The organism is Herbaspirillum sp. ST 5-3 (assembly GCF_004804275.1).
Taxonomy (GTDB): Bacteria; Pseudomonadota; Gammaproteobacteria; order Burkholderiales; family Burkholderiaceae_D; genus Noviherbaspirillum.
Genome location: NZ_STGI01000012.1, coordinates 80,403 through 104,129, shown reverse-complemented (window position 1 = coordinate 104,129; position 23,727 = coordinate 80,403). Strand labels below are relative to the sequence as shown.

Sequence of the window (23,727 nt, the reverse complement as noted above, 5' to 3'; positions counted from 1 at the left end):
GCTACATGGTAACTGAAGGTTACCAATTTTGCCGAATCTTCGTGCTTGCAGGAAATATTGGTGCTGGCGTATCGTATGGATGAGCAGGGAGGATGCAATGAGCTCCAGACAAAGGAGAGTTTTCGCGCCGGCGCAGCAATTCATGTTGTGCATGGCGCTCTGCGCGGCGGGCATGGCGCAGGCGGAAGAGTCGAAGATCTATCGGTCGTACGATCCGTCCGGCAGGACGCCGACGTTCTCGGATCGGCCGATCAACAGGACGTCGCGCATTTACGCCGTGTTCGACGGCAACCAGCTATGGCCGCGCTCGGGTGCCGGCCCGGTCTCCCTGCCGCAGCTTGCCGCCCGGCGCAACGCGATCGAACCTCTCGTCCAGCGAGTTGCAGGCATGCACGGCGTGCATGCCGCCTTGCTCAAGGCGATCATTGAAGTCGAGTCCGGTTTCGACGCCGGCGCGCGTTCGCCCAAGGGTGCGATCGGCCTGATGCAACTCATGCCGGCGACCGCAGCACGCTACGGCCAGTTCAATCTGTATTCGCCGGAGCAAAACGTCGACGTCGGTGCGCGCTATTTGCGCGACCTGCTCACCATGTTCAACGGGAACGTGCGGCTGGCCGTTGCCGCCTATAACGCCGGCGAAAATGCCGTGATCCGCCACGGCCGTCGCGTGCCGCCCTACCAGGAGACGATGCGGTATGTGCCGATGGTGCTGGAGCGGTATGACCGTTTCCGGCTGCATGCCGCACCTTGAATTTGCCGCGGCGAGGTGTAGGCTTGATGGGTATCCAAGGCGCGCGTCAAGGGCGATCCCCGGGCGCGTGGAGCGAAGGAAAGGAGTCCAACGTGGACCAGCATCAAAAATGCGAGCTGCATGACCTCGACCGACCCGGCGACGCACGACATGCCGAAGCCCCCGATCCGAATCCGGCGCTGCCCGCGGAGCGGCCCAGGATTCCCTTCTCCTGGATGGTCAGCTACGACGGCAGGAAAGCGCGGCGCAACATCGCCTACTTCGAACACGGCGCGCGCAATTGCCGGCACGCGTATCCGGTTCATGTGTTCATGAGCGCGCTGACGCCGGCGGTGGTCATCTCCTTCGTGCCGCTGAACGGCGTGCGGGAACCGCATGTGCGCGAGTGGTTCGCCAGCTATCATGAAATCCCGGTCGAGGAAGCGAAACGCCGCCTCGACGCCTATCCCGAATGGCCGTATGACGGACGCGACGCGGATATCGTGCGCGCGGAACAGCTGAACGATCCGCATTACCACCACCACGCGATGCTGGAGCGTGCGCGGGAAAAACAGGTGGGGATGGGCGGGTAGCGAAGCTGGCGGTACGGGAATCGCGGACCACGAACGTCAAGGCCCGGGACTTGCGCATCAAGCTTGTCCCGTATAATTCTTCCTTGTCAACGGACAGTGCGCTGCTGCGAATGGCGAGCGCATGGAAACATGTCCGTGCATTGATCGACTCCACGACTCTTCAATTCCATGCACCCTTCCCGCGCCAATCCAAGCAGCACCGACCAGCCCGTCAAACTTGCGATCAACGGCTACGGCCGTATCGGCCGCTGTTTCCTGCGCGCGCTGTACGAGTCGCCGCTCAAGGAGCAATTCCGGGTGGTGGCGATCAACGAGCCGGCCGATCTGGCGACCATCGCTTATCTGTCGCGCTTTGACTCGACGCATGGCGTTTTTCCGGGCAAGGTGGAAGTCGGCGCCGATCAGTTGACGATCGATGGCCGCGCGATTCACGTCAGTCATGCGACCACGCCGGAGGCGGTGGACTGGGCAGGACTGGGCGTCGATCTGCTGGTCGAGTGTTCCGGCCAGTACGCGCACCGCCACGAACTGGTGCGCTTTCTCGAAGCGGGCTGCCCGCGCCTGTTGCTGTCGCATCCGGGAAATAGCGCGCAGGATGTGGATCGCACCATTGTGTACGGCGTCAATCAGGGCGATCTCGTCGGCGACGAGCGCATCGTGTCCAACGCGTCATGCACGACCAATGCGATCGTGCCGGTACTCGCCATGCTGGACCGCGTATTCGGCGTCGAGCATGCGCTGATGACGACGCTGCATTCGGTGATGAACGATCAGCCGCTGATCGACAGTTATCATCACAGCGACCTGCGCCGCACGCGCTCGGCCATGCAGTCGATCATTCCGGTATCCACCGGGCTGGCGAAAGGTGTGGAGCGGCTGATGCCGCAACTGGCCGGACGGGTGCAGGCAAAGGCGATGCGCGTACCGGTCATCAATGTATCGGCCATCGATCTGGTAGTCAGCTTCGCGCGCGATGTCAGCATCGCGCAGATCAACGCGCTGTTTTCCGACGCCTCGTCGGAACACGCCGGCCTGTTTGCCTATTCCGACGATCCGCATGCGTCGGTCGACTTCAATCACAACCCGCATTCGGCCATCGTTGACGGCAGCCAGACGCGCACCATCGGGCCGCGCATCGCCAATCTGCTGGTATGGTTCGACAATGAATGGGGATTTGCGAACCGTCTGCTGGACGTGGCGCACGTCTGGCAGCAGCGGTTCGCGGCGCTCAGGTAGGTTGCTGGCCGAACATCGCCATCGCGCGCCGGTCCAGTTCGTCGGCCGGCACGTCTTCGATATGTGTCGCAATCCACCATTTGTGGCCGAAGGGATCGACCACCATGCCGCCGCGGTCGCCGTAGAACTGGTCGGCCACCGGCCGTTCCAGCTTCGCGCCGGCCTTGACCGCGCGCTCGACCAGCGCGTCGACGTTTTCCACATAGAGATGAATCATCACCGGCGTGCCGCCGAGCGTGTCCGGACTCTTGCCGCCCATCTCCGGATATTCGTCGCTCAGCATGATGGGGGAATTGCCGACGCGGATCTCCGCGTGCCCCACCTTGTTGCCCGCCGGATCGGTCATGCGGAACACTTCATCCGCGCCGAAGGCTTTCTTGTAGAAATCGAGCGCCGCTGCCGCATTCTTGATGGTCAGATAGGGCGTGACGGTGTGGAAGCCGTCGGGAATCGGTTTTACCTTTGCTGTCATTGCACAGTCTCCTTGTCTGCAAGCTACAAACCGCGCAACAGCATCTCCGTATTGACGACGCGTACGCTGCTGCGCACCAGTATTCCGTTTTCAACAAACCAGCGTTGCGCGACGAAGGGGCCGAAGCCGGTCTCCTCGCGTATGGCGAACTGAAACACCGCATCCCAATCCATGTCGCGCGGCATTACCCACAGCACCTGGTGTCCGTTGTAGGCGCGAATGCCCGCGTGTCGCAAATTCGCGCGCACGCCCTCGGCGCGCTGTTCGCGGCCGGCTGCATACATGCCGTCGAGATCCGGCACCGGCAGCACGCCCGGCACTCGCCGCTGCTCGATGGCCGTGGCGCCGGTGCGGAACTTGGCCCAGTGGCCGACCAGGGTATTGGTGACAAATTGCAATTCGCTCTCGCTGAGCGGTTCATCCAGGTAAAAGCAAGGCAGGATCAATGGCATGGGCTCCGGAGAAATTCGGCGTCGATACCGCAGGATAAACCCTCTGTACCGATTTAAACAGAACCCGCCTGTCGCGCGCTGATATCGGCCAAGCTCCCTGTCGCATTGCAGTGTGCGTGAAGACTCCTGACAGCCTTGTGTCAGGAGTCTTGCACGGCGCTTTCCGCAAGGCGATGAACACTTTTCAGAAATTGCAAAACCAAACAGGCATGCGCTTGTCCAATTTTCAATTCAAGGTCAGGAAAAAGGATATCGATGGTGGACGACGAGAATCCGCAACAGCAAGACCTGCAACATTCTTCCGGAGACAACAGACCTTCCCGCAGCCGTACGTTCCTTCGCTACACCCTCAGGGTGGTGGCTGCATTCATTGTCGTGATGATTGCCGCGGCCATCGTCGCCGGCGGCTACGTCGCGAAGACCGTTCCGCAGACGCCCGACGTCGAAGGCATGCTCGACATGCAGAGCGCAATGCCCAGCACCTTGCTGTCGGCCAAGGGCACGCATCTCGCCACCTTCGGGCGCCCGCAGCAGGAACTGGTTCCGCTCGACCATGTATCGCCCTATGTGATCAAGGCCCTTATCGCGACGGAAGACCATCGCTTCTACGATCATCAGGGCATCGACATCAGCCGCACCTTGTCGGCGGTGCTGCACACCGTGCTCGGCCAGGCGCAGGGCGGATCGACCATCACGCAGCAACTGGTGCGCAACATGTTTCCGGAGGAAATCGGCCGCGCACGCACCATCGATCGCAAATTGCGCGAGATCATTACCGCGATCAAGGTCGAGAAGCGGTACAGCAAGGACCAGATTCTGGAAACCTATCTGAATACCGTTCCCTTTCTCTACAACGTGACCGGCATCGAGATGGCGGCGCGTACCTATTACAGCAAGCCGGCGGCCGAACTGGATCTCCTCGAAAGCGCGATGCTGGTGGGAATGCTCAAGGGCACCAGTTATTACAATCCGATCATCAATCCGGAACGCGCACGCACACGACGCAACGTCGTGCTCAATCAAATGGTCAAGCACGGCATGCTGCCGGCGCAGCAATTCGAAGCGCTGCGTGACGCCCCATTGCAGGCCAGGCTGAACCGCCCGACCGAACCGGTCGATGTCGCACCGCATTTCACCGAGTATGTGCGTCGGCAATTGCTGGAATGGACGGAACAGCATGGATACGATCTGAACACCGATGGGCTCGTCATCTACAGCACGCTCGACGACGAATTGCAGGACGCCGCCACCGAGGCGGTCGAACGGCAATCGGAATTGTTGCAGGCGATTGCCGATGTCGAATGGGGACGCAGCACGTCGCGCGTCGCGTCGCACACGCCGAAGGCCTACAAGGCGATGCGCAAGAAGGTCGAACCGTTCCAGCATTTCTGGAGCGAGCATGTTGCCCTTGTCGATGCCTTCATCCGCGAGAGTCCCGAATACAGAAAAGCCGTCAGCAGCGGCCAGGCGCCGAAAACCGCGCTGGCGAAGCTCAAGGACGACAGCGCGTTCATGCGCCGCCTGCGCGAGAACAAGACGCGGCTGGAAGCCGGTTTCGTTGCGATGGATCCGGCCAGCGGCGAGGTCAAGGCCTGGGTCGGCAGCCGCGACTTCGAACGAGACCAGTTCGACCATGTCGCGCAGGCAGAGCGTCAGCCCGGCTCCACCTTCAAGCCCATCGTGTATGGCGCCGCGCTGGAACAGGGCTTCCGCCCGGACCGCATCTATCCGGACGGCCAGGTGGAAATCCGCGCCAACGACGGCAGCATCTGGCGACCGACCGACATGTCCGGCTATTCCGGCCGCATGATGAGCATGCGCGACGGGCTGATCTATTCGAAGAACACGATCACCGCGCAGGTGATGCAGGATGTCGGTCTGCCCACCGTCATCGGCATGGCGCGCGCGATGGGCGTCACCCAAAGCCGCCTTGACCCGGTCCCTTCGCTGTCGCTTGGTACCAGTCCGGTGACCCTGCTGGAAATGGTGTCGACCTACGCCACCATCGCGCAGGTCGGCGAATACCGCAAGCCGGTGGTCATCAGGAAAATCACCGACCGCGACGGCAAGGTGCTGGCCGAGTTCAATGCCGAGCCGCAGCGCGCCATGTCGGAAGACACCGCGATCGAACTGATCGACATGCTGCGCGGCGTGGTGCGACAAGGCACCGGCACCGAAGTGCGCAGCCGCTTCAACATCGTGGCCGACATCGCCGGCAAGACGGGCACCACGCAAAACAACACCGACGGCTGGTTCATCCTGATGCATCCGAACCTCGTGGCCGGCGCGTGGATAGGCTTCAACGATCCGCGCGTGACCATGCGCAGCGACTACTGGGGCCAGGGCGGCCACAATGCCATCCTGCTGGTCGGCGATTTTTTCCGCGACACGCTCAAGACCAAATTGATCGACGTGAAGGCAAAATTCCCGCAGCCCAAGCGACCTCCGCCATTGATGGTCAAGGCGCCGGACAAGGACTGGATCGACCAGCTCAATGAGGAAGACATGATCCCGCCGGGTTACGGCGTGGTGACGCGACGTAACAGCGACACTGCGGTCGTGGTCGGCCCCGACGGCGTGCAGACGGTGGAGCGAAGCGACGGCGGCAACCGTGGCAACAGCCGCGTCTTCTCGCCCGACGAACTGGACCGCTTCCTGAGCGGACTGGACCGCGACCCGGCGACCGGCAAGCGCACCGAACGCAGCAGCGGCGGATCGGTCAGCCGCGGCAGCGGCAATGCCGGCGGCGACACGATGTTTCCGGGACCGATCCAGTAATGCGCCTCCGGCAAACCTGCGCTACCAGGCCTTGAGGATTTCGCTGCGCTTGGCCTGATACTCCTGCTCGTCGATCAGATTCTGCTCTCGCAGACGCTTCAAACCTTTCAGCCGCGCCTCCTGCGCCAGGTAATAGCGCTCGTCACGCTCGACCGCTTGCGGAGCAAGAGCAGGCGCACGGCTTTCCGGAGCGGCCGCTGCCGCCAGCGGAAAAATCAGCCAATCCTTGCGACGGCGAACCGCGTGGTCGGCCGCCAGCGTCACCGTCGACGCCTTGTCGCGGATGCCGAAATCGAACGGCCGCTCCATGCGCGTGGCGCGGTACCGCCCGACGAATTCCACATGCGCTTCGCCGAAGATCAGGTTCAGGCCGTGCTCATCGACGAAGGCGCGGCCGCTGTTTCCGAGGCGCGTGCCTAGCAATCCGCCGCCCGGCTTGCTGGTCATCAGGAACACCGCGTCCTGCCGCGGATCGGCCTTTGCCAGCGCCTTGCTCAGTCCTTGCGCGAGGCTGGCCGCGGCATTCTCGTCAAGCAAAGGGACGGTGTCGTTGCCCAGCCGTAGTCCGGCCACGGCCTGACTCAACCAGTCGACCGGCAATGCCTGCGGATGCCGGTTACGCGCGTCTCCCGGTGCGGTAACCAGAAGCACCTGATCGAATTCTCCCTCCCCCCAGACCAGATCCTTTGGCGAGCAACTCGCGCACGCGGTGTACCGGGAGCCGGGCGCCGCCTGCACGGGCTGCCCGGCAACAAAAAGCAGGCACAGCGCGGCTCCCGCGATGACCTTTGCTCTTGTGCAGCTTTCCTGCTGAATGCTCTTTTTCATGTCTTTCCTTTGAATTGGGGTGAACGTCATGCTGCAGTGCATGAATTCATCATGTAGTAATAGTACAACATCACCGGGGTACGCCTTGATTTCACGGTTCTCGACCGAAAAATCCGCTTTCAGCTTGAAAAATCAAAATATTTCTCCCGCCGAATATAGAAATTATAGAAATTATGTGTAAAAATTGCTTCACAAATCTAGCAAAACTACATCTTAAGCAAAGAAATTAGGTAATTTTCCTGCGGTTGCTGGTGGGGATCAGCAGCAGGAAACGCCGCAACGCCATGTAGTTTGACTAGATTTCACTCGGGTGACAGCAGCATTGCTTGGACGCTGAAGGCTGGAAAAAGCTTCGCGGCCGGCGGGCGGCAAGCCAGGACTCGGGGGCAATGGCAAGACTTGACGCTACACAATTTCAAAAATCATTAAGGAGAGAACATGAGGAGTCGCACCCTGAAAACACTGCCGGCGGCGTTGGCACTGGCATTTTTCGCATCCGCCGCGCACGCCGGCTTGCCGATCGATTTCGGCGGCTATTTCCGCTCGGGCTTCGGTACCAGCAGCCAAGGTGGCAAGGAAGCCTGCTTCGGACTGGCGGGCGCCGGATCCAAATTCCGTCTCGGTAACGAATGCGAAACCTACGGCGAGCTGGCCTTCGGCGGCGAAGCCTACAAGGGCCAGAACGGCCTGGGCATCCGCATCAACACGCGCCTGGCGTTCGCCGTCAACCAGGACCAGGATTGGGAGCAGTTCAGCCCCGCGTGGCGCGAAATGAACGTGGTCGCCGAAAACATCGGAACCGGCGCGTTCTCGAAGGCCAAGGCCTGGGTCGGCAAGCGCTTCTACGATCGCCAGGACGTGCATATCAGCGACTACTACTTCTGGAATAACAGCGGCCCCGGCGCCGGCCTGGAAAACATCGACCTCGGCCCCGCCAAGCTGGCGTACGCCATTGTGCGCAATGCCGATACCGGCAACAGCGGACGCACGGCGCTGGCGCACGACATTCGCCTCTCCGGCATCAAGGTCAATCCGGACGGCGAGCTGACGCTGGGCGCGCAAATCAATCAGAAGCGCGTCGTCACCGGCGCGCCGACCGTCGCCGGCGGCCATCTGCTGAACATCATGCATACCCAGAACAATCTGATGGGCGGCTTCAACAAGCTCGATCTGCAATACGGCAAGGGCAGCGGCGTCGGCACCGGCGGCATCAACTTCGGCGCTACCAGCGACGACACCGTGATGCGCGTGGTCGAGCAGGTCATGGTGCAGCCCTCCGGCACCAAGTGGTCCGGCATGGGCACCGTCGTCTACCAGGACACCAAGAGCGCCGGCGTGCATACCAAGTGGACCTCGATCGGCGTGCGCCCGATCTATCATTTCCACGAGAACTACAACCTGGCGGTCGAAGTTGGCCACGACACGGTCAAGCCGGATGGCGCCGCATCGCGCAGCCTGACCAAGTTCACCATTGCGCCGCAACTGGCGGCGGGCGGCAGCTTCTGGTCGCGCCCGGTGCTGCGCGCCTACTACACCTACGCCAAGTGGAACAGTGCGGCGCAGGCAGCGGCGGCGGCCGGCACTCCGCTATCGGCAACCGGCGTGTTCGGCGCCAACACCAGTGGCAGCACCGTCGGTTTCCAGGTCGAGACCTGGTGGTAATACGCAAGGACCGCTTGCCCGAGCCCGGGTGAGCGAGATTGCGAGCAGCGATTTTTTTACCTTTGGCGCGGATACCAGTCTGGCTCCTCCCGGGCCGGCGATGGATGAAAGTGGCATTCGTCGCGGTATCCGCGCGGTTTTTTTCTCCGCGCAGCGGCAAGATGGCGCACGGGAGCGCCGCGCCTGCAAGATCAACATGCCTGCAATATCAACGGGCCTGTCGCAACGCAAGAGTCGGCACGGTGCTTCCTCTATAATCGTGCATCCCCTTCCGCGTTCCCTATGAACCTCAAGAATCTCGCCAAGACACTGGGCATTTCCGAGACCACGGTCAGTCGCGCGCTCAACGGCTATCCCGAGGTCAGCGAGCGCACGCGCCAGCGCGTGCTGGAGGCCGCCCACGCGGCCGGCTATCGTCCGAATCCGATGGCACGCAGCCTCGCCGTCGGCCGCAGCAACATGGTTGGCATCATTTCGCCGCTGTCCGCGAGCGACATGTTCGACCCCATGTTCGCGGACATCATCAACGGCATGTCGACAGCACTGGAAGCGCGTCAGATGGATCTGGTGATCGTGCCGGTGTCGCCGGCCAATGAACTGCGCGCCTACGAGCACCTGCTGCAAGGCCGCCGTGTCGATGGCCTGGTCGTCAGCCGCACCCGCATCCACGACGAGCGCATCGCCCTTCTCGCCGCGCGCGGCCTGCCGTTTGTCGCGCACGGCCGCACGCGGCACAATGCGCCGCACGCCTGGTTCGACTATGACAATGAAGCCGGCATGCGCCTGGCGGTGGAACGGCTGCTTGCGCTCGGACATCAACGCATCGGTCTGATCAGCGCCGACCTCGACATGAATTTCGCGCGGCAGCGCCACGACAGTTTCGTCACCACGATCGAGGCAGCCGGCATCCCTGTCGATCCCGCCTGCCTGATCGATAACGTGCCCGATCGCCGCGCCGCATACCAGGCGATGAAGCGTCTGCTGGCCTGTTCCCCGCGCCCGACCGCAGTGGTGGTCGACAATCAGATGTCGGGCGTCGGTGCGGTGCGCGCGCTGCTCGATTCGGACATCCGCATCGGCAAGGACATATCGCTGATCGTCTGGGGCGTGATGGAAGACTCGCTGGCGGGATACAACGTCACCACGGTCGATCAGCCGCATCCCGATCGCGCCGGCGCGAAAATGGTCGAGATGCTGCTGGCCATCCTCGACGGCACGCCGCCGCAGCAATTGCAGGAGCTGTGGCAGCCGGTATTGCTGGCCGGAGAAACCGTCGGACCCTGTCCACGATAGCGACCAGCATGGGCAAGCCTGCGCAAGACTTTGCCGCCTGCATCTTCGACTGCGACGGCGTCGTGCTCGACTCCGAACCCTTGCACGCCGAAGCGAAGCGCCGCACGCTCGAACACTTCGGCGTGCCGCATTCCGCCAGCATCTTTTTCGATTTCAAGGGGCGCACGGATCAGGATTTTTTCGCCTATGCCGCGCAGACGCTGGCGCAGGGGCGCGTATCCGCCGATGCGATGGATGACTTCAAGCGCGAGCAGTATCGGCAACTGTTCGCGCAGGTGCGCCTCATCGAGGGCGTGGAGGCCTTCATCGCAGGACTACGCGCGGTGGTGCCGCGCATCGGCCTGGCGACATCGGCCACGCGCTGGGACCTGGAACTGGCGACGCAACGCTATGGCTTGCTCGACTGGTTCGACGCTATCGTCAGCCGCGAAGACACGCAGCGCCACAAACCGGACCCCGAACCTTACCAGTGCGCGCTGTCCTTGCTGGGCGCCGCGCCGCAACAGGCACTCGTCATCGAAGACGCGCCGAACGGCATACGCAGCGCCAAGGCCGCGGGCTGTTTCGTCGCCGGCCTCACCACGACATTCGCGGCCGAGGCGCTCCGCGCTGCCGGTGCCGACCTGGTGGCGGCGGATTATGCGGCCTTGCGGGCGGCGCTTTGCCTGCCCGCAAGGCCCCTCGGTCCGGCTGAGTCCTAGTTCTCCCCGTGATTTCCCTCGGCCAAATTATCTGTTTTTCATTTCCTTGTTTACTTTTCAAAGCGCTTTGAATATACTTTTTCTAAATTTAAAACGCTTTGGATTGTGTAGTTTTGCGACAAAGCCAAATATACGGAGCACCCGGGCCGCCTTTCGGCGCGTTCCTGCCCTGCGGCAGCTCCGAAGCCAACAAGAACCAAGAACAACTGGCTGGCGCCACTTCGCCGCCTCTGAAGAGACGAGAACGAACATGCTTAAACGCATCGTCGGCGATACCAGCCGTGCCTATTCCCTCAAATGCGACCGCGCGCCCGACTGGTGGCGCAAGGCGGTGATCTACCAGGTTTATCCGCGCAGCTTTTGCGACAGCAATGGCGACGGTATCGGCGATCTGCCCGGCATTACCGGGGCGCTCGATTACATCGCCCGCCTCGGCGCGGACATCGTCTGGATCTCGCCCTTCTTCACCTCGCCGATGAAGGACTTCGGCTATGACGTGTCGGACTACTGCGATGTCGACCCGATGTTCGGTACGCTGGCCGACTTCGACCGCCTGATCGAGCGCGCGCATGCGCTCGGGCTGTGCGTGATGGTCGATCAGGTCTTGTCACATACATCGGACCAGCATCCGTGGTTCATCGAAAGCCGCAGCAGCCGCGACAATCCGAAGGCCGACTGGTATGTGTGGGCCGATCCGAAGGAGGACGGCACGCCGCCGAACAACTGGCTCTCCGTGTTCGGCGGCTCTTCCTGGCAGTGGGACACGCGGCGCCGCCAGTTCTATCTCCACAACTTCCTGAGCAGTCAGCCGGATCTCAATTTCCATCATCCCGAAGTGCGGCAGGCCCACCTGGACAACCTGCGCTTCTGGCTCGAACGCGGTGTCGACGGCTTCCGGCTCGATGCCTGCAACTTCCATTTCCACGATCTTGAACTGCGCGACAATCCGGCGGCGCAAGTGCGCGACAGCACCGTGGTCTGCGAGGTCAATCCCTACGGCATGCAGTCGCACCTGTACGACAAGACGCGTCCGGAAAACATCGCCTTTCTCGCCAGCGTGCGCACACTGCTGGACGAATACGGCGCCATCTCCATCGGTGAGGTCGGCGCGGAAGACGCGCTGGGCGTCATGGCCGACTACACCGGCAGCGACCGCCTGCACATGGCCTACAGCTTCAACCTGCTGACCACCGAATTCTCCGCGGCGCACATACGCACCCAGGTCGAACAGTTTGAACAACGCGTGCGCGGCGGCTGGGCCTCGTGGTCGGTCGGCAATCACGACAGTGTGCGTGTCGCCACCCGCTGGGGCGGCGCGCAGCCCTCCGAACAGCTGGCCAAGCTGGTGCTGGCGATGCAGCTCTCGCTCAAAGGCACACCCTGCCTCTACCAGGGCGACGAACTGGCGATGACCGAGGCCGACCTGCCGCTGGAAGCCTTGCGCGACCCGTACGGCATCGCATTCTGGCCCGAGTTCAAGGGACGCGACGGCTGCCGCACGCCCATGCCATGGCAGGCCGAATGGGCCAAGGCCGGCTTCACCACCGGCGAGCCCTGGCTGCCCATTCCGCCCGAGCATGCGCAACGCGCGGTCGACGTGCAGCTCGCCGACCCGACTTCGCCCTTGTCTTTCGCGCGCAACATGCTGGCCTGGCGGCGCAACTTCCCGCAGCTGTCGGTTGGCGACATCTTCTTTTTCGACGCCCCCGAATCGGTGCTGGCTTTCCGTCGCGAGCTGCAGGACATGCCCGGCCTGCTCGCGGCCTTCAACCTGAGCGACCGCAATATCAGTTTCGAGTGGCCGCAGGCAGCCGACGCTGCCGCACTGGACGGACACGGTCTGCCTGGAACGGCAAGGGGCGCAACCGTTACACTGCCGCCATACGGGGCATGGTACGGTTTGGTGCACAACATCACGCGATAAAAAATCCGCCACAGGAGCGGAGAGCGAGGAGACTATGGCAGGACTCAAGTTAGCGGGCATCAAGAAGGCCTATGGCGAGGTGCAGACCTTGCACGGCATCGACCTGCATATCGAGGATGGCGAATTCGTGGTGTTCGTCGGCCCCTCGGGCTGCGGCAAGTCGACGCTGCTGCGCGTCATCTGCGGCCTGGAGGAAATCAGTGCAGGCGACTTGTATATCGGCCCGACGCGCATGAACGATGTGCCGCCGGCCGAGCGCGGCATCGCGATGGTATTCCAGAGCTATGCGCTGTATCCGCACATGAGCGTGTACGACAACATGGCCTTCGGACTCAAGCTTGCCGGCGCCGGCAAATTTGCGATCCGCGACGCCGTCATGCGCGCCGCGCAGATCCTGCGCATCGAATCCCTGCTCGAACGCAAGCCGAAGGAATTGTCCGGCGGGCAGCGCCAGCGCGTGGCGATCGGCCGCGCCATCGTGCGCAAGCCGGATGTGTTCCTGTTCGACGAGCCGCTTTCCAATCTCGACGCTTCGCTGCGCGTGCAGATGCGCATCGAACTGGCCAACCTGCACCGCGAATTGCGCACCACCATGATCTACGTCACGCACGATCAGGTCGAAGCGATGACGCTGGCCGACCGCATCGTGGTGCTCAATGCCGGGCGCGTCGAGCAGGTCGGCTCGCCGCTCGATCTTTATCATCGCCCGGACAACCTGTTCGTCGCCGGCTTTCTCGGCTCGCCGACCATGAACTTCATCGCCGGCACCGTGCACGGCAGCGAGGATGACAGGCTGACTGTCGCCACCGCCTCGCAGGCCGTATTGCATACCGACGCGCCGGCCCGGCTTGCGCCCGGCACGCCGGTCACCATCGGGGTGCGCCCCGAGCATGTCTGCCTGTGCGATGCCGGCGAAGGCATTCCCGCGCGCGTGCATGCGGTCGAACGCCTCGGGGACATCAGCTATGTCTATCTCCATGCGGATGCCAGCGACGAAGCGCTTGTCGTGCGCGCCGACCCGGAACGCGAGTACGCGATCGGGCAGCACCTGCATCTGAAAGCGACGCCTGCGCGCCTGCATGTGTTCGACGAAAACGGAATGGCCTGCAGGCACGCCTGACGAATCCCCACGCGAATTGCGCGCCACGAGCGCCGCGCAATTCGTTGTCCTCCTTGCCTCGTAACAAACAAGATTTGGAGAAGACGATGCATCAATCAAATACCAGGAGAAAGCTGATCAAGGCAGGGCTCATGCTGGCCGCGCTGGGCGGACTGGCAGGCGCGGCGCACGCGGCCGAGCCGGGCAAGCTGCTGATCTGGATCAACGGCGACAAGGGTTACAAGGGCCTGGCGAAGGTCGGCGAGGAATTCACGAAAAAGACCGGCGTGAAAGTCGTGGTCGAACATCCCGAAGATGCGCCCGCCAAGTTCCAGCAGGCCGCCGCCGCGGGCAAGGGGCCGGATATCTGGATCTGGCCGCACGACCGCCTCGGCGAATGGATGAACAGCGGCCTGCTGCAACCGATCACGCCGGGCAAGGAAGCGCGTGCCGCGATTGCGCCGCTGGCATGGAACGCCTTCACCGTCGGCGGCAAGACCTGGGGTTATCCGATCTCGATCGAAGCGGTTTCGCTGGTCTACAACAAGGACCTCGTGCCGACGCCGCCGAAGACTTTCGACGAGGTGCTGGCGCTCGACAAGAAACTGTCTGCGCAAGGAAAGAAAGCCATTCTGTGGGACTACACGAACACCTATTTCACCTGGCCTTTGCTGGCAGCCGGCGGCGCCTATCCGTTCGCCATGAAATCCGACGGCACCTTTGATCCGACCAGCACTGGCGTCAATAATGCGGGCGCGGTGGCCGGCGTGGAAACCATCATGAAGCTGATCAATGCCGGCGCCATGGCGAAGGGCGCGGGCTACTCCGAGATGGAAGCCGGCTTCAACCAGGGCAAGATCGCGATGATGATCAACGGTCCCTGGTCCTGGGACAATGCGCGCAAGTCGAAGATCAACTTCGGCGTGGCGGCAATCCCGACGGTCAACGGCAAGACGGCGTCGCCCTTCATCGGCGTGCTGGGCGCGATGATCTCCAAGGCGAGTCCTAACAAGGACATCGCCACCGAGTTCCTTGAAAACCACATGCTGACCGTCGATGGCCTGAAGACCATCAATGCCGACGTGCCGCTCGGCACGCCGGCCAACAAGGTGCTGTTCGGCGAGCTGCAAGCCAATCCGAACATCAAGGCGACCATGGAGAGCGCGCAGGCAGGCCGGCCGATGCCCAACAATCCCGAGATGGGCCGCTTCTGGTCATCCATGAAGTCGGCGCTGGAAAACATCACGCAAGGTCGCCAGGGCGTGAAGGAAGGCCTGGACGCGGCGGCCAAACGCATCGTTTCCGGCGGCGGCGCCTGACGCCGTTTTCGACGGAAGGAAGGGTGGCGGTCACCGTCTCCCCGCCGACCTTTCCTTCCGTCCCCCGCGAGGGGGATGTCTGACCGACTCAAACGGACAATGCAACATGACTGGCAAACCGCACGCCCTCAAATTCATCGGCCCCGCCACTCTCGCGCTCAGCGCGGGCGCAGGGCTGTATTTCGTCTTCGTTCTCTATCATGCCGGGCAGGTGATGCTGGCACTGACCTTCCTCGCACTGCTGGCGCTTGGCACGTACATTTACAGCGCGTCGGCGGCCTACGCCTATCGCTACCTGTTCCCCGGCATCGCCGGCGCAGTCGTGTTCGTGCTGTTTCCACTGATTTACACGGTGTCCATCGGCTTCACCAATTTCAGCTCGAAGAACCTGCTGCCGTACGAGCGCGCCAGGCAATACCTGCTCGATGAAGCCGACCGTGCCAGCGACATCGGCTATGCCATGAGCCTGCACGCCGAGGGCCGCGCCTTCCGCATCCGGCTGGAGCACCCGGAGACGCACAAGGCCTACGTCAGCGAGCCGCTGGCGCTGCGCAAGAGCGCCTCGCTCGACGTGCCCATCGCACAGCTGAAAGACAGCGCCTCGTCCTTGCCGGGCGATGCCTTGCCCTTGAAGGACATCATCGCGCATCAGACAGCCCTGAAGGCGCTGACGCTGGTGCTGCCCGACAAGACGGCGCTGCGCATGACCGGGCTGCGGGAATACGCGGCGGTCGAGCGTGTCTATGAAGAGCGTCCGGATGGCGCGCTGCGCAAGGTGAAAACGGGCGAGCTGATCAAGCCGAATTTCAAGACCGGTTTCTTCGAGACGCCGGACGGGAGATCCCTGCAGCCCGGCTTCAAGGTCACCGTCGGCCTGGCCAATTTCATCCAGATCTTTTCCGATCAAGCCTTCCGCGAACCCTTCTTCCGCATCTTCATCTGGACGGTGGTGTTTTCGACGATCACCGTGCTCGCCACCACCAGCCTCGGCATGGTGCTGGCGGTGCTGCTGAACTGGGATGCGCTGCGCTTTCGCGGCGTGTACCGCACGCTCCTGTTCCTGCCCTATGCGGTACCGGGCTTCATCTCCATCCTGGTGTTCAAGGGCCTGTTCAACAACAATTTCGGCGAGATCAACCTGGTGCTCGACGCGCTGTTCGGCATCCGGCCGGCATGGTTCTCCGATCCCGCGCTGGCCAAGCTCATGATCCTGCTGGTCAATACCTGGCTCGGCTATCCCTACATGATGGTCGTCTGCATGGGCTTGATCAAGGCGATTCCCTCCGACCTTTACGAAGCCTCGGCACTGGCCGGCGCCGGACCGATCACCAATTTCTTCAGGATCACGCTGCCGCTGATCATCAAGCCGCTGACACCGCTGATGATTGCCTCCTTCGCCTTCAACTTCAACAACTTCGTGCTGATCAACCTGCTGACCGCCGGCCGTCCCGACTTCCTCGACACGCGCCTGCCGGCCGGCACCACGGATCTGCTGGTGTCCTACACCTATCGCATCGCCTTCGAGGATTCCGGACAGAACTTCGGTCTCGCTGCCGCGATCTCGACACTGATCTTCATTCTGGTCGCGATGCTGTCGGTGGTGAACATGCGCCTGACACGCGTGAACAAGGCTTAGGAGGAGCAATGGCAATCGTTACCGACAAATCCAAACGCTGGCGCGTCATCGCCGCCCACCTGTCGCTGATCGCGCTGCTGGTGGTGACACTGTTTCCCTTCCTCGTGATCCTGTCGATCTCGCTGCGGCCGGGCAACTTTGCCTCCGGCAGCTTGATCCCGCCGGAGATCAGTTTCGAGCACTGGCGGCTCGCGCTCGGCATGTCTTACCAGGGACCCAGCGGCGAATTGATCGAACCGGACTTCCCGGTGCTGCGCTGGCTGTGGAATTCGGTCAAGGTGGCACTCATGACGGCTGGCGTCACGCTGCTGCTGTCGACTACGGCGGCGTACGCATTCTCGCGCATGAAGTTTCGCTTCAAGTCGCAGGCGCTGACGGCGCTGATGCTGCTGCAGATGTTCCCCGCCGTACTTGCGTTGGTGGCGATCTACGCGATCTTCGATGTGATCGGCACTTATGTTCCCTGGCTCGGCATCGACAGCCACTTCAGTCTGGTGCTTGCCTACGCCGGCGGCATCGCGCTGCATGTGTGGACCATCAAGGGTTACTACGACACGATACCCGTCGAGATCGAGGAAGCGGCCAAGGTCGATGGCGCCACTCCCTGGCAATCCTTCCTCTACGTGCTGCTGCCGATGGCGGTGCCGATCCTGATGGTGGTGTTCCTGCTCGCCTTCATCGGCGCGATCATCGAATATCCGGTGGCATCGATCCTGCTCAAGGAGCAGAACAACCTGACGCTAGCAGTGGGATCGAAACTCTTCCTGTATGAGCAGAAATATCTGTGGGGCGACTTTGCGGCAGCGGCGATTCTGTCCGGCCTGCCGATCACGGTGGTGTTCCTGCTTGCACAGAAATGGATGATTTCCGGCCTGACGTCGGGAGGCGTCAAGGGCTGATCGACGCACGCCCACGGCGCGGCGCCAAATCGCGTCGTGCCGGTTTCAAGATCAACAAGAACAACGGAGACAAGCATGACGGTGACAACGACCGGAGGCAGGCTGCTGCTTGCCGCGGCCCTGCTTTGCCTGTTCGCGGCGCGCGCGCCTGCTGCCGAACCAGGCACGCTGCTCATCTGGATCAACGGCGACAAGGGTTACAAGGGACTGGCGAAGGTCGGCGAGGCATACACCAGGAAGACCGGTGTGCCGGTGATCGTCGAGACGCCGGAAGACGCGCCGACGGCATTCCAGCAGGCCGCCTCCGCCGGCAAGGGGCCGGATATCTGGATCTGGGCGCATGACCGCATCGGCGACTGGATCTCCTCCGGGCTGATCCAGCCGATCCGTCCGAGCCGCGCCTTCCGCGCCACCATCGCGCCGCTGGCCTGGGATGCCTTCATGGTGGGCGCGCGGACATGGGGCTATCCGCTCTCCATCGAGGCGGTCGCGCTCGTCTATAACAAGGATCTCGCGCCCATCCCGCCGGCACGCATCGAGGACATCCCCGCTCTCGACAAAAAGCTCTCCGCGCAGGGCAGGAAGGCCATCCTGTGGGATTACACCAACACCTATTTCTCCTGGCCGCTGCTGGCCGCCGGCGGCGCATATGCGTTCGGCCCGTGGGACTCCGGCCGTTATGACAAGACCAATACCGGCGTCAATACCGCCGGCGGGATCGCGGGAACGGAAGCAGTCGTGAAGCTGGTGAAGGAAGGCATCCTGCCGAAAGGCGCCGGCTATGCCGAGATGGAAGCCGGTTTCCATCAAGGCAAGGTCGCGATGATGATCAACGGGCCGTGGTCGTGGGAAGGTGCGAAGAAGGCGAAGATCAATTTCGGCGTCGCGCCAATTCCGAGCATCGGCGGCAAGCCGGCGGTGCCCTTTGTCGGCGTGCTCGGCGCGATGATTTCCAGCGCGAGTCCGAACAAGGCGCTCGCCACTGAATTCCTCGAAACGCACATGCTCAGCCTGCAGAGCCTGAAGACCATCGATGCCGACCGTCCGCTCGGGGTGCCGGCCAACATCGCGTTCTACGAAGAGCTCAAAAGCAATCCGCATATCCGCGCCACGATGGAGAGCGCGGAAGCCGGCAAGCCGATGCCGAACAATCCGGAGATGAGCCGTTTCTGGTCGTCGATGAAAGTCGCGCTGGAGAACGCAACGCAAGGCAGGCAAACCCCTCGCGAGGCGCTCGACCAGGCGTCGAAGCGCATCCTTGGCGCAAAGTGAGCGCCGCATCCGACAAAGGAATTCCGCCATGCGCATGAACAAACGCTGGCTTGCGCTGCTGCTGTCACTGCTGGCAGCGCAGGCCTTTTCCGCGCCGCCGTCTCCCGGCTTTTCCAGCTTTCCCGGCTTCGCGGACAATCCGATTGTCTATTTCGTGATGACGGACCGCTTCGTCAACGGCAACCCGTCCAACGACCGCTCCTACGGACGCACGCCGGACAAGGCTGGTGAAATCGGCACCTTCCACGGCGGCGACCTCGCGGGCATCACGCAGAAGCTGAAGGAGGGCTATTTCCGGTCGCTGGGCGTCAACGCGCTCTGGATCACTTCGCCGGTCGAACAGATCCACGGCTGGGTGGTCGGCGGCAACCGGAGCTTCAAGCACTACGCGTATCACGGCTACTGGGCGCTGGACTACACGAAGCTGGATGCGAACATGGGCACGCGCGAGGAGCTGCGCGAGATGATCAACACCGCCCATGCGCAGGGCATCCGCGTGCTGTTCGACGTGGTAATGAACCATCCCGGCTATGCGGACATTCGCACGCTCGCCGAATACAAGGTGCCGGTGCTGTGGCCGGGGCATGAAGACGCCAGCCTGCGCGACTATCACAGCTTCATCGACTACAACAATTTCGACTTCGGCACATGGTGGGGGCCGGACTGGGTCCGCGCCGGCCTGCCCGGCTATCGCGACGGCGGACGCGACGATTTCACGATGCAGCTTGCCTACCTGCCCGATTTCAAGACCGAGCAGGACAAGCCGGTGGATCTGCCACCCATCCTCAGGAACAAGCCCGATACCGGGGCGCGCTTCATGCCGGATACCGGCGTGCGCGGCTATCTCGTCAAATGGCTGAGCGACTGGGTGCGCGAGTTCGGTGTCGATGGCTTCCGTTGCGACACGGTCAAGCATGTGGAACCGGCAAGCTGGCTGGCGCTCAAGCGCGCGGCAAGCGCCGCCCTGGCGGAGTGGAAGAACAACAATCCGGACAAGAAGATCGACGATGCGCCCTTCTGGATGACCGGCGAAGTCTGGGCGCACGGACCGGAGCGCAGCAGCTGGCATGATGCGGGATTCGATTCGATGATCAATTTCGCGTTCCAGGCGCGCGCAGGCGAGGATTGGAATAGCCTCGATGCGGTGTACCGGCAATATGCGGGTTTGCAGTCGCAGGGCAAACCGCATGATGTGCTGTCCTATATCTCCTCGCATGACACCTATCTCTTTCCCCGCGACCGCTTGTGGCATGGGCTGAGTGCGCTGCTGCTCGCGCCCGGCGGTGTGGATCTCTTCTATGGCGACGAGAGCGCACGCCCGCCCGGCGCCGCCCCGGACGGCGATCCGCAGCAGGCGACGCGCTCGCCGATGAACTGGGCGAGCATGGATGCGGCATTGCTGGAGCATGTGCGCAGGCTTGGGCGGTTCCGTGCGAAACATGTGGCGCTGGCGCGAGGATCGCACCTGAGGCTGAGCGAGAAGCCGTATGTGTTCGCACGTGTGGATGAGGCCCACGCTGACCGGGTTGTGGTTGCGCCGGACGTCAATGGCAATGTCGTGATTCCGGTGCGTGGCGTGTTTGCGAATGGTGCGCGGGTACGGGATGCGTACAGCGGGCGGCAATTCACTGTGCAGCATGGCGCGGTCGCCGCGTCGTCGATCGGAACCGTCTTGCTTGAGGCGGATACGAAGTAGTCAAATCGGGAGAGTCACATGCCTCAATACGATGTCCTGGTGGTCGGCGGCGTCGGCATCGACACCATCGTGCGGGTGCCGTCGCTGTCCCTGCCCTGCGTCGATTCCATCCAGGTTCCGCCGGTGCGCGACTATGTCGGCCATACGGGTAATGGCGTCGCGCTCGGCTGCCATGCGCTCGGACTGAGGACCAAGTTCATCGATTTCATCGGTGAGGACCCGCAGGCGGCCCTGATTCTCGCGCGCTATCGGCAGACCGGCCTCGACTTCAGCCATCTGGTCCACGCCAGCGGAACGCGTCGCGCGGTGAACCTGGTCGATCCGCAAGGCAGGCGCCTGTCCTTGTACGATCGCCGCCATCCCGACAGCCTGCGCATGCCGCGCGACTTCCATCTGCCCTTTCTGCGGGCCGCGCGCCATGCGCATTTCTCCATCATGAACTGGACGCGCGAGCTGTATGACGATGCGTTCGCGCTGGGCGTCACCGTGTCGACCGATCTGCACAACTGGAACGGAACCGATGACTATCACCGCGATTTTGCGCTGCGCTCCGATCTCGTCTTCATGAGCACCGCCGCGCTGCAAGGGCGACATGAACAGATCATGTGCGAGGTCCTGCAGCAAGGCCGCGCGCAAGCGGTGATCGCCATGGCCGGAGAACACGGCAGCTACCTGCTCGCGCACGACGATCCGACAGTGCGCCACTTTGCCTGCGCCGAGCTGCAGCGTCCGGTCGTCGACAGCAACGGCGCGGGCGACTCCTTCGTCGCGGCATTCCTGTTCGCGCACTTCCAGGGCCAGCCGCTCGAAGCCTGCATGCGGGCCGGCGCGGTGGCAGGCGCCTATGCCTGCGGCTGCCACGGCACGCATGAGGAATTCATCACACGGGAACTGCTCGAACGCTATTGCGCCGCCTGAGGCGGGCCAGCTTTACCAAGGCAAAAACACAAAGGCCGATTGCATGGTTCTCATGCAATCGGCCTTTGATATTGGCGCTTTGTCTGCGCTACTTGGTATGGTAGATCACCGGCGCCACGTGCGCGGCCTCGCTGTCCGCGTCCTGCTCGGCGTCGGAAGGCGCGATGCCGCTCGGCGGCGGGCCGGAATGCGTGAGGATGCCGCGCTTGGCCTGCCGCTGGAGTTCGGCAAACGGACTGGAGCGCTTGAGCGAAACGCCGACCGCCAGCATGTCCACCAGCAGCAGCAACAGGATGCGCGAGATCATCGGAATGTGCGATGGATTGCCCTCGTCATGTTCGGCCGCCAGCGTCAGGTGCGCACGCTTGGCAAGCTGCGAATTGCCCGGCGCGAGCGCAATGATGGTCGCGCCGGAACTGGCGGCGGCGTCGACCGCCGACGCGAGATGACGCAGGCGGCCGGTGTTGGAAATGACGACGGCCACATCGCCCGGCTTGAGCATCGCGGCGGCTTGTTCCTGCAGTTGCGGATCGGTATAGGCGGCGGCCGGGATGCCGAGCCGGAACAATTTCTGTTGCGCATCCTCGGCTACCAGGCCGCAGCTGCCGAAACCGTAGAAGTCGACCTTGCTTGCCTGCGACAACACGTCGATGGCGCGCGAGAGCACTTCGGAATTGAGGCTGTCGCGCACCTCGAGCATCGCAGAAACCGTGTTGTCGACGACCTTCACCCCGACGTCGAGCGAGGAATCGCCCACATGCACCTGGCTGTGGGCCACGGGCACCGTGCCGGTGACGCCGGAGGCCAGTTTCAGCTTGAAGTCCGCGAGGCCCTGGCAGCCCATGGTGCGGCAGAAGCGGATCACGGTCGGCTGGCTGACTTCCGCGCGACGTGCGATGTCGGAGATCGGATCGTTCATCACGGAACGTGGATGCGCAAGGATCAGGCTCGCGACTTTCTGTTCCGCCGGCGACAGCTGCGGCATGGTCTTGCGGATGCGTTCCAGGATGGGGACGGCATTGCCGCCGCCGAGATGCTCGGCCAGAATCGCGGCGACGCCGACAAAGGACGGATAGGGCGCAGTGATGACATAGGTCGGCATGTGCGTCATGTAGTCCGTGAAGCGCCCCTTGTTTTCAAAACGGGCGCGGAACGGCGAACGCGCGAAATACTCGCCTAGGCGCGGCACCACGCCGCCGCCGATGTAGATGCCGCCGATGGTGCCGAGCGTGAGCGCGACATTGGAGGCCACGGTGCCGAGCATCGCGCAAAAGGTTTCCACCGCTTCCACGCAGAGCGCATCGCTTGCCGACAGCGCGCGCTGCACGATCTCGGGCGTGCCGAGTTTCTCCGCCTTGACGCCGTGATTGGCGGCCAGCGCTTCATGAATCAGCTCGATGCCGGGGCCGGACACGAGGCGTTCGGCGGACAGGTGCGGATGCTTTTTCCAGCAGTATTGCAGTATCGCGATTTCGCGCTCGTCCATCGGCGAAAAGGAAACATGGCCGCCTTCGCTGCCCAGCGCGATCCAGCGCCCCTCCGAAGGAATCAGGCCGCCGACGCCGAGCCCGGTGCCGGCACCGACCAGACCGATGACGCCGCCCGGGCGCGCCTTGCCACCGCCGATCTGGCGACAGTGCGATTGTTCCAGGTGCGGCAGGGACATCGCCAGCGCGGTGAAATCGTTCACGACCAGCAAGGTATCGAGGTTGAAGCGGCGACGCGTGGCTTCGATCGAAAATGCCCAATTGTGATTGGTCATCCGGACTTCGTCGCCCTGCACCGGATTGGCGATATCGATCGCGGCATGGCGCACGGGCGGGTTGCCGCATTCGGCGAGATAGCTTGCGGCGGCGTCGGCGAATTCGGCGAATTCGGAGCAGCGCAGCACGCGTATCGCGTCGATTTTTCCCGGCGAGCGCTCCAGTGCGAAGCGGGCAAAAGTGCCCCCGACATCTGCCAGGAGGCGCGGCCCGTCCAGATATTCGTTGGTTTGCGCGTCGTGCGGATTAATTGTTGGAATGGAAGACATAGAGTGAGATTTTCGGATAAGCAATCAATATGGCAAGCGGTCCGGCTCGAACAAACAATACATATCACGCCGACGGCGGGCAACTTCGTCGGACAAATCCTGGGTGTGTTTCATGGCTTCGGGCTTTGCAATTCTGCCAGACCATACATAACAGATTTTCGGCCCGATCGATGCGTTCAGGGACAAA

General features: G+C 62.7%; 19 protein-coding genes. 15 read left to right on the top strand and 4 right to left on the bottom strand.

The window, feature by feature from the left end:
- The first annotated feature begins 97 nt into the window (after positions 1–97).
- From E6W33_RS20570 to E6W33_RS20560, 3 genes are all read left to right on the top strand, one after another.
- On the top strand, positions 98–751 hold the full coding sequence (locus E6W33_RS20570) for a lytic transglycosylase domain-containing protein (protein WP_168798706.1): 654 nt from the start codon (positions 98–100) through the stop codon (positions 749–751).
- Positions 752–843: 92 nt separating this feature from the next.
- On the top strand, positions 844–1,323 hold the full coding sequence (locus E6W33_RS20565; protein ID WP_136419197.1) for a hypothetical protein: 480 nt from the start codon (positions 844–846) through the stop codon (positions 1,321–1,323).
- Positions 1,324–1,491: 168 nt separating this feature from the next.
- Positions 1,492–2,559 carry a glyceraldehyde 3-phosphate dehydrogenase NAD-binding domain-containing protein gene (locus E6W33_RS20560; RefSeq protein WP_136419196.1) on the top strand — a complete coding sequence of 356 codons (1,068 nt, stop codon included), beginning with the start codon at positions 1,492–1,494 and terminating at the stop codon, positions 2,557–2,559.
- On the opposite strand, the gene E6W33_RS20555 is transcribed toward E6W33_RS20560, so the two are convergent.
- Together E6W33_RS20555 and E6W33_RS20550 are read right to left on the bottom strand one after the other, a co-directional pair.
- Complete coding sequence (locus tag E6W33_RS20555) at positions 2,552–3,031, bottom strand: VOC family protein (protein ID WP_136419195.1); 480 nt, start codon at positions 3,029–3,031, stop codon at positions 2,552–2,554. The two genes, E6W33_RS20560 and E6W33_RS20555, sit on opposite strands and share 8 nt — an antisense overlap.
- Positions 3,032–3,054: 23 nt before the next feature.
- The gene (locus tag E6W33_RS20550; RefSeq protein WP_136419194.1) at positions 3,055–3,483 is read right to left on the bottom strand and encodes a hypothetical protein; all 429 of its coding nucleotides are present in this window, start codon (positions 3,481–3,483) and stop codon (positions 3,055–3,057) included.
- A gap of 255 nt (positions 3,484–3,738) precedes the next feature.
- Here E6W33_RS20550 and E6W33_RS20545 point away from each other — a divergent pair, with 255 nt between their 5' ends.
- A complete protein-coding gene (locus tag E6W33_RS20545) occupies positions 3,739–6,261 on the top strand; it encodes a PBP1A family penicillin-binding protein (protein WP_136419193.1) in 2,523 nt (840 codons plus the stop codon).
- Positions 6,262–6,282: 21 nt separating this feature from the next.
- Here E6W33_RS20545 and E6W33_RS20540 read toward each other — a convergent pair whose 3' ends face one another.
- Positions 6,283–7,089: an SHOCT domain-containing protein gene (locus tag E6W33_RS20540; protein WP_136419192.1), complete on the bottom strand. Its 807-nt coding sequence runs from the start codon at positions 7,087–7,089 to the stop codon at positions 6,283–6,285.
- 438 nt (positions 7,090–7,527) lie between these two features.
- Between E6W33_RS20540 and E6W33_RS20535 the strand changes: the two genes are divergently transcribed.
- The 11 genes from E6W33_RS20535 (at position 7,528) to E6W33_RS20485 (ending at position 21,508) form a co-directional block, all read left to right on the top strand.
- Entirely contained in the window at positions 7,528–8,751 is a 1,224-nt protein-coding gene (locus E6W33_RS20535) for a carbohydrate porin (RefSeq protein ID WP_136419191.1), read from the top strand.
- 282 nt (positions 8,752–9,033) lie between these two features.
- Positions 9,034–10,044 carry a substrate-binding domain-containing protein gene (locus E6W33_RS20530; RefSeq protein WP_136419190.1) on the top strand — a complete coding sequence of 337 codons (1,011 nt, stop codon included), beginning with the start codon at positions 9,034–9,036 and terminating at the stop codon, positions 10,042–10,044.
- An 8-nt stretch (positions 10,045–10,052) separates the two neighbouring features.
- The gene (locus tag E6W33_RS20525) at positions 10,053–10,745 is read left to right on the top strand and encodes an HAD family phosphatase (protein ID WP_136419189.1); all 693 of its coding nucleotides are present in this window, start codon (positions 10,053–10,055) and stop codon (positions 10,743–10,745) included.
- A gap of 250 nt (positions 10,746–10,995) precedes the next feature.
- The gene (locus E6W33_RS20520; RefSeq protein WP_136419188.1) at positions 10,996–12,669 is read left to right on the top strand and encodes an alpha-glucosidase; all 1,674 of its coding nucleotides are present in this window, start codon (positions 10,996–10,998) and stop codon (positions 12,667–12,669) included.
- A gap of 34 nt (positions 12,670–12,703) precedes the next feature.
- Complete coding sequence (gene ugpC, locus E6W33_RS20515) at positions 12,704–13,789, top strand: sn-glycerol-3-phosphate ABC transporter ATP-binding protein UgpC (protein ID WP_136419187.1); 1,086 nt, start codon at positions 12,704–12,706, stop codon at positions 13,787–13,789.
- A gap of 86 nt (positions 13,790–13,875) precedes the next feature.
- Positions 13,876–15,087: a maltose/maltodextrin ABC transporter substrate-binding protein MalE gene (gene malE, locus E6W33_RS20510; RefSeq protein WP_136419186.1), complete on the top strand. Its 1,212-nt coding sequence runs from the start codon at positions 13,876–13,878 to the stop codon at positions 15,085–15,087.
- Between the two features lie 106 nt (positions 15,088–15,193).
- Complete coding sequence (malF, locus tag E6W33_RS20505) at positions 15,194–16,723, top strand: maltose ABC transporter permease MalF (RefSeq protein WP_136419185.1); 1,530 nt, start codon at positions 15,194–15,196, stop codon at positions 16,721–16,723.
- 8 nt (positions 16,724–16,731) lie between these two features.
- Positions 16,732–17,622 carry a maltose ABC transporter permease MalG gene (gene malG, locus E6W33_RS20500; protein ID WP_136419184.1) on the top strand — a complete coding sequence of 297 codons (891 nt, stop codon included), beginning with the start codon at positions 16,732–16,734 and terminating at the stop codon, positions 17,620–17,622.
- 75 nt (positions 17,623–17,697) lie between these two features.
- Positions 17,698–18,894 carry a maltose/maltodextrin ABC transporter substrate-binding protein MalE gene (gene malE, locus E6W33_RS20495; protein ID WP_211097399.1) on the top strand — a complete coding sequence of 399 codons (1,197 nt, stop codon included), beginning with the start codon at positions 17,698–17,700 and terminating at the stop codon, positions 18,892–18,894.
- 28 nt (positions 18,895–18,922) lie between these two features.
- Entirely contained in the window at positions 18,923–20,590 is a 1,668-nt protein-coding gene (locus E6W33_RS20490) for an alpha-amylase family glycosyl hydrolase (protein WP_247869722.1), read from the top strand.
- Positions 20,591–20,608: 18 nt separating this feature from the next.
- Positions 20,609–21,508, top strand: coding sequence for a carbohydrate kinase family protein (locus tag E6W33_RS20485; RefSeq protein ID WP_136419183.1), 900 nt, complete (start codon positions 20,609–20,611; stop codon positions 21,506–21,508).
- A gap of 88 nt (positions 21,509–21,596) precedes the next feature.
- Here E6W33_RS20485 and E6W33_RS20480 read toward each other — a convergent pair whose 3' ends face one another.
- Positions 21,597–23,540 carry a glucokinase gene (locus tag E6W33_RS20480; RefSeq protein WP_136419182.1) on the bottom strand — a complete coding sequence of 648 codons (1,944 nt, stop codon included), beginning with the start codon at positions 23,538–23,540 and terminating at the stop codon, positions 21,597–21,599.
- Positions 23,541–23,727: the final 187 nt, after the last annotated feature.

Excerpts from the sequence above, each read along its gene's own strand:
- E6W33_RS20520 (WP_136419188.1), top strand. The coding sequence starts at position 10,996 with ATGCTTAAACGCATCGTCGGCGATACCAGCCGTGCCTATTCCCTCAAA.
- malF (WP_136419185.1), top strand. The coding sequence starts at position 15,194 with ATGACTGGCAAACCGCACGCCCTCAAATTCATCGGCCCCGCCACTCTC.
- ugpC (WP_136419187.1), top strand. The coding sequence starts at position 12,704 with ATGGCAGGACTCAAGTTAGCGGGCATCAAGAAGGCCTATGGCGAGGTG.
- E6W33_RS20525 (WP_136419189.1), top strand. The coding sequence starts at position 10,053 with ATGGGCAAGCCTGCGCAAGACTTTGCCGCCTGCATCTTCGACTGCGAC.
- malE (WP_211097399.1), top strand. The coding sequence starts at position 17,698 with ATGACGGTGACAACGACCGGAGGCAGGCTGCTGCTTGCCGCGGCCCTG.
- E6W33_RS20540 (WP_136419192.1), bottom strand. The coding sequence starts at position 7,089 with ATGAAAAAGAGCATTCAGCAGGAAAGCTGCACAAGAGCAAAGGTCATC.
- E6W33_RS20550 (WP_136419194.1), bottom strand. The coding sequence starts at position 3,483 with ATGCCATTGATCCTGCCTTGCTTTTACCTGGATGAACCGCTCAGCGAG.
- E6W33_RS20570 (WP_168798706.1), top strand. The coding sequence starts at position 98 with ATGAGCTCCAGACAAAGGAGAGTTTTCGCGCCGGCGCAGCAATTCATG.
- E6W33_RS20545 (WP_136419193.1), top strand. The coding sequence starts at position 3,739 with ATGGTGGACGACGAGAATCCGCAACAGCAAGACCTGCAACATTCTTCC.
- E6W33_RS20490 (WP_247869722.1), top strand. The coding sequence starts at position 18,923 with ATGCGCATGAACAAACGCTGGCTTGCGCTGCTGCTGTCACTGCTGGCA.
- E6W33_RS20560 (WP_136419196.1), top strand. The coding sequence starts at position 1,492 with ATGCACCCTTCCCGCGCCAATCCAAGCAGCACCGACCAGCCCGTCAAA.
- E6W33_RS20555 (WP_136419195.1), bottom strand. The coding sequence starts at position 3,031 with ATGACAGCAAAGGTAAAACCGATTCCCGACGGCTTCCACACCGTCACG.
- E6W33_RS20480 (WP_136419182.1), bottom strand. The coding sequence starts at position 23,540 with ATGTCTTCCATTCCAACAATTAATCCGCACGACGCGCAAACCAACGAA.
- malG (WP_136419184.1), top strand. The coding sequence starts at position 16,732 with ATGGCAATCGTTACCGACAAATCCAAACGCTGGCGCGTCATCGCCGCC.
- E6W33_RS20485 (WP_136419183.1), top strand. The coding sequence starts at position 20,609 with ATGCCTCAATACGATGTCCTGGTGGTCGGCGGCGTCGGCATCGACACC.
- malE (WP_136419186.1), top strand. The coding sequence starts at position 13,876 with ATGCATCAATCAAATACCAGGAGAAAGCTGATCAAGGCAGGGCTCATG.
- E6W33_RS20530 (WP_136419190.1), top strand. The coding sequence starts at position 9,034 with ATGAACCTCAAGAATCTCGCCAAGACACTGGGCATTTCCGAGACCACG.
- E6W33_RS20535 (WP_136419191.1), top strand. The coding sequence starts at position 7,528 with ATGAGGAGTCGCACCCTGAAAACACTGCCGGCGGCGTTGGCACTGGCA.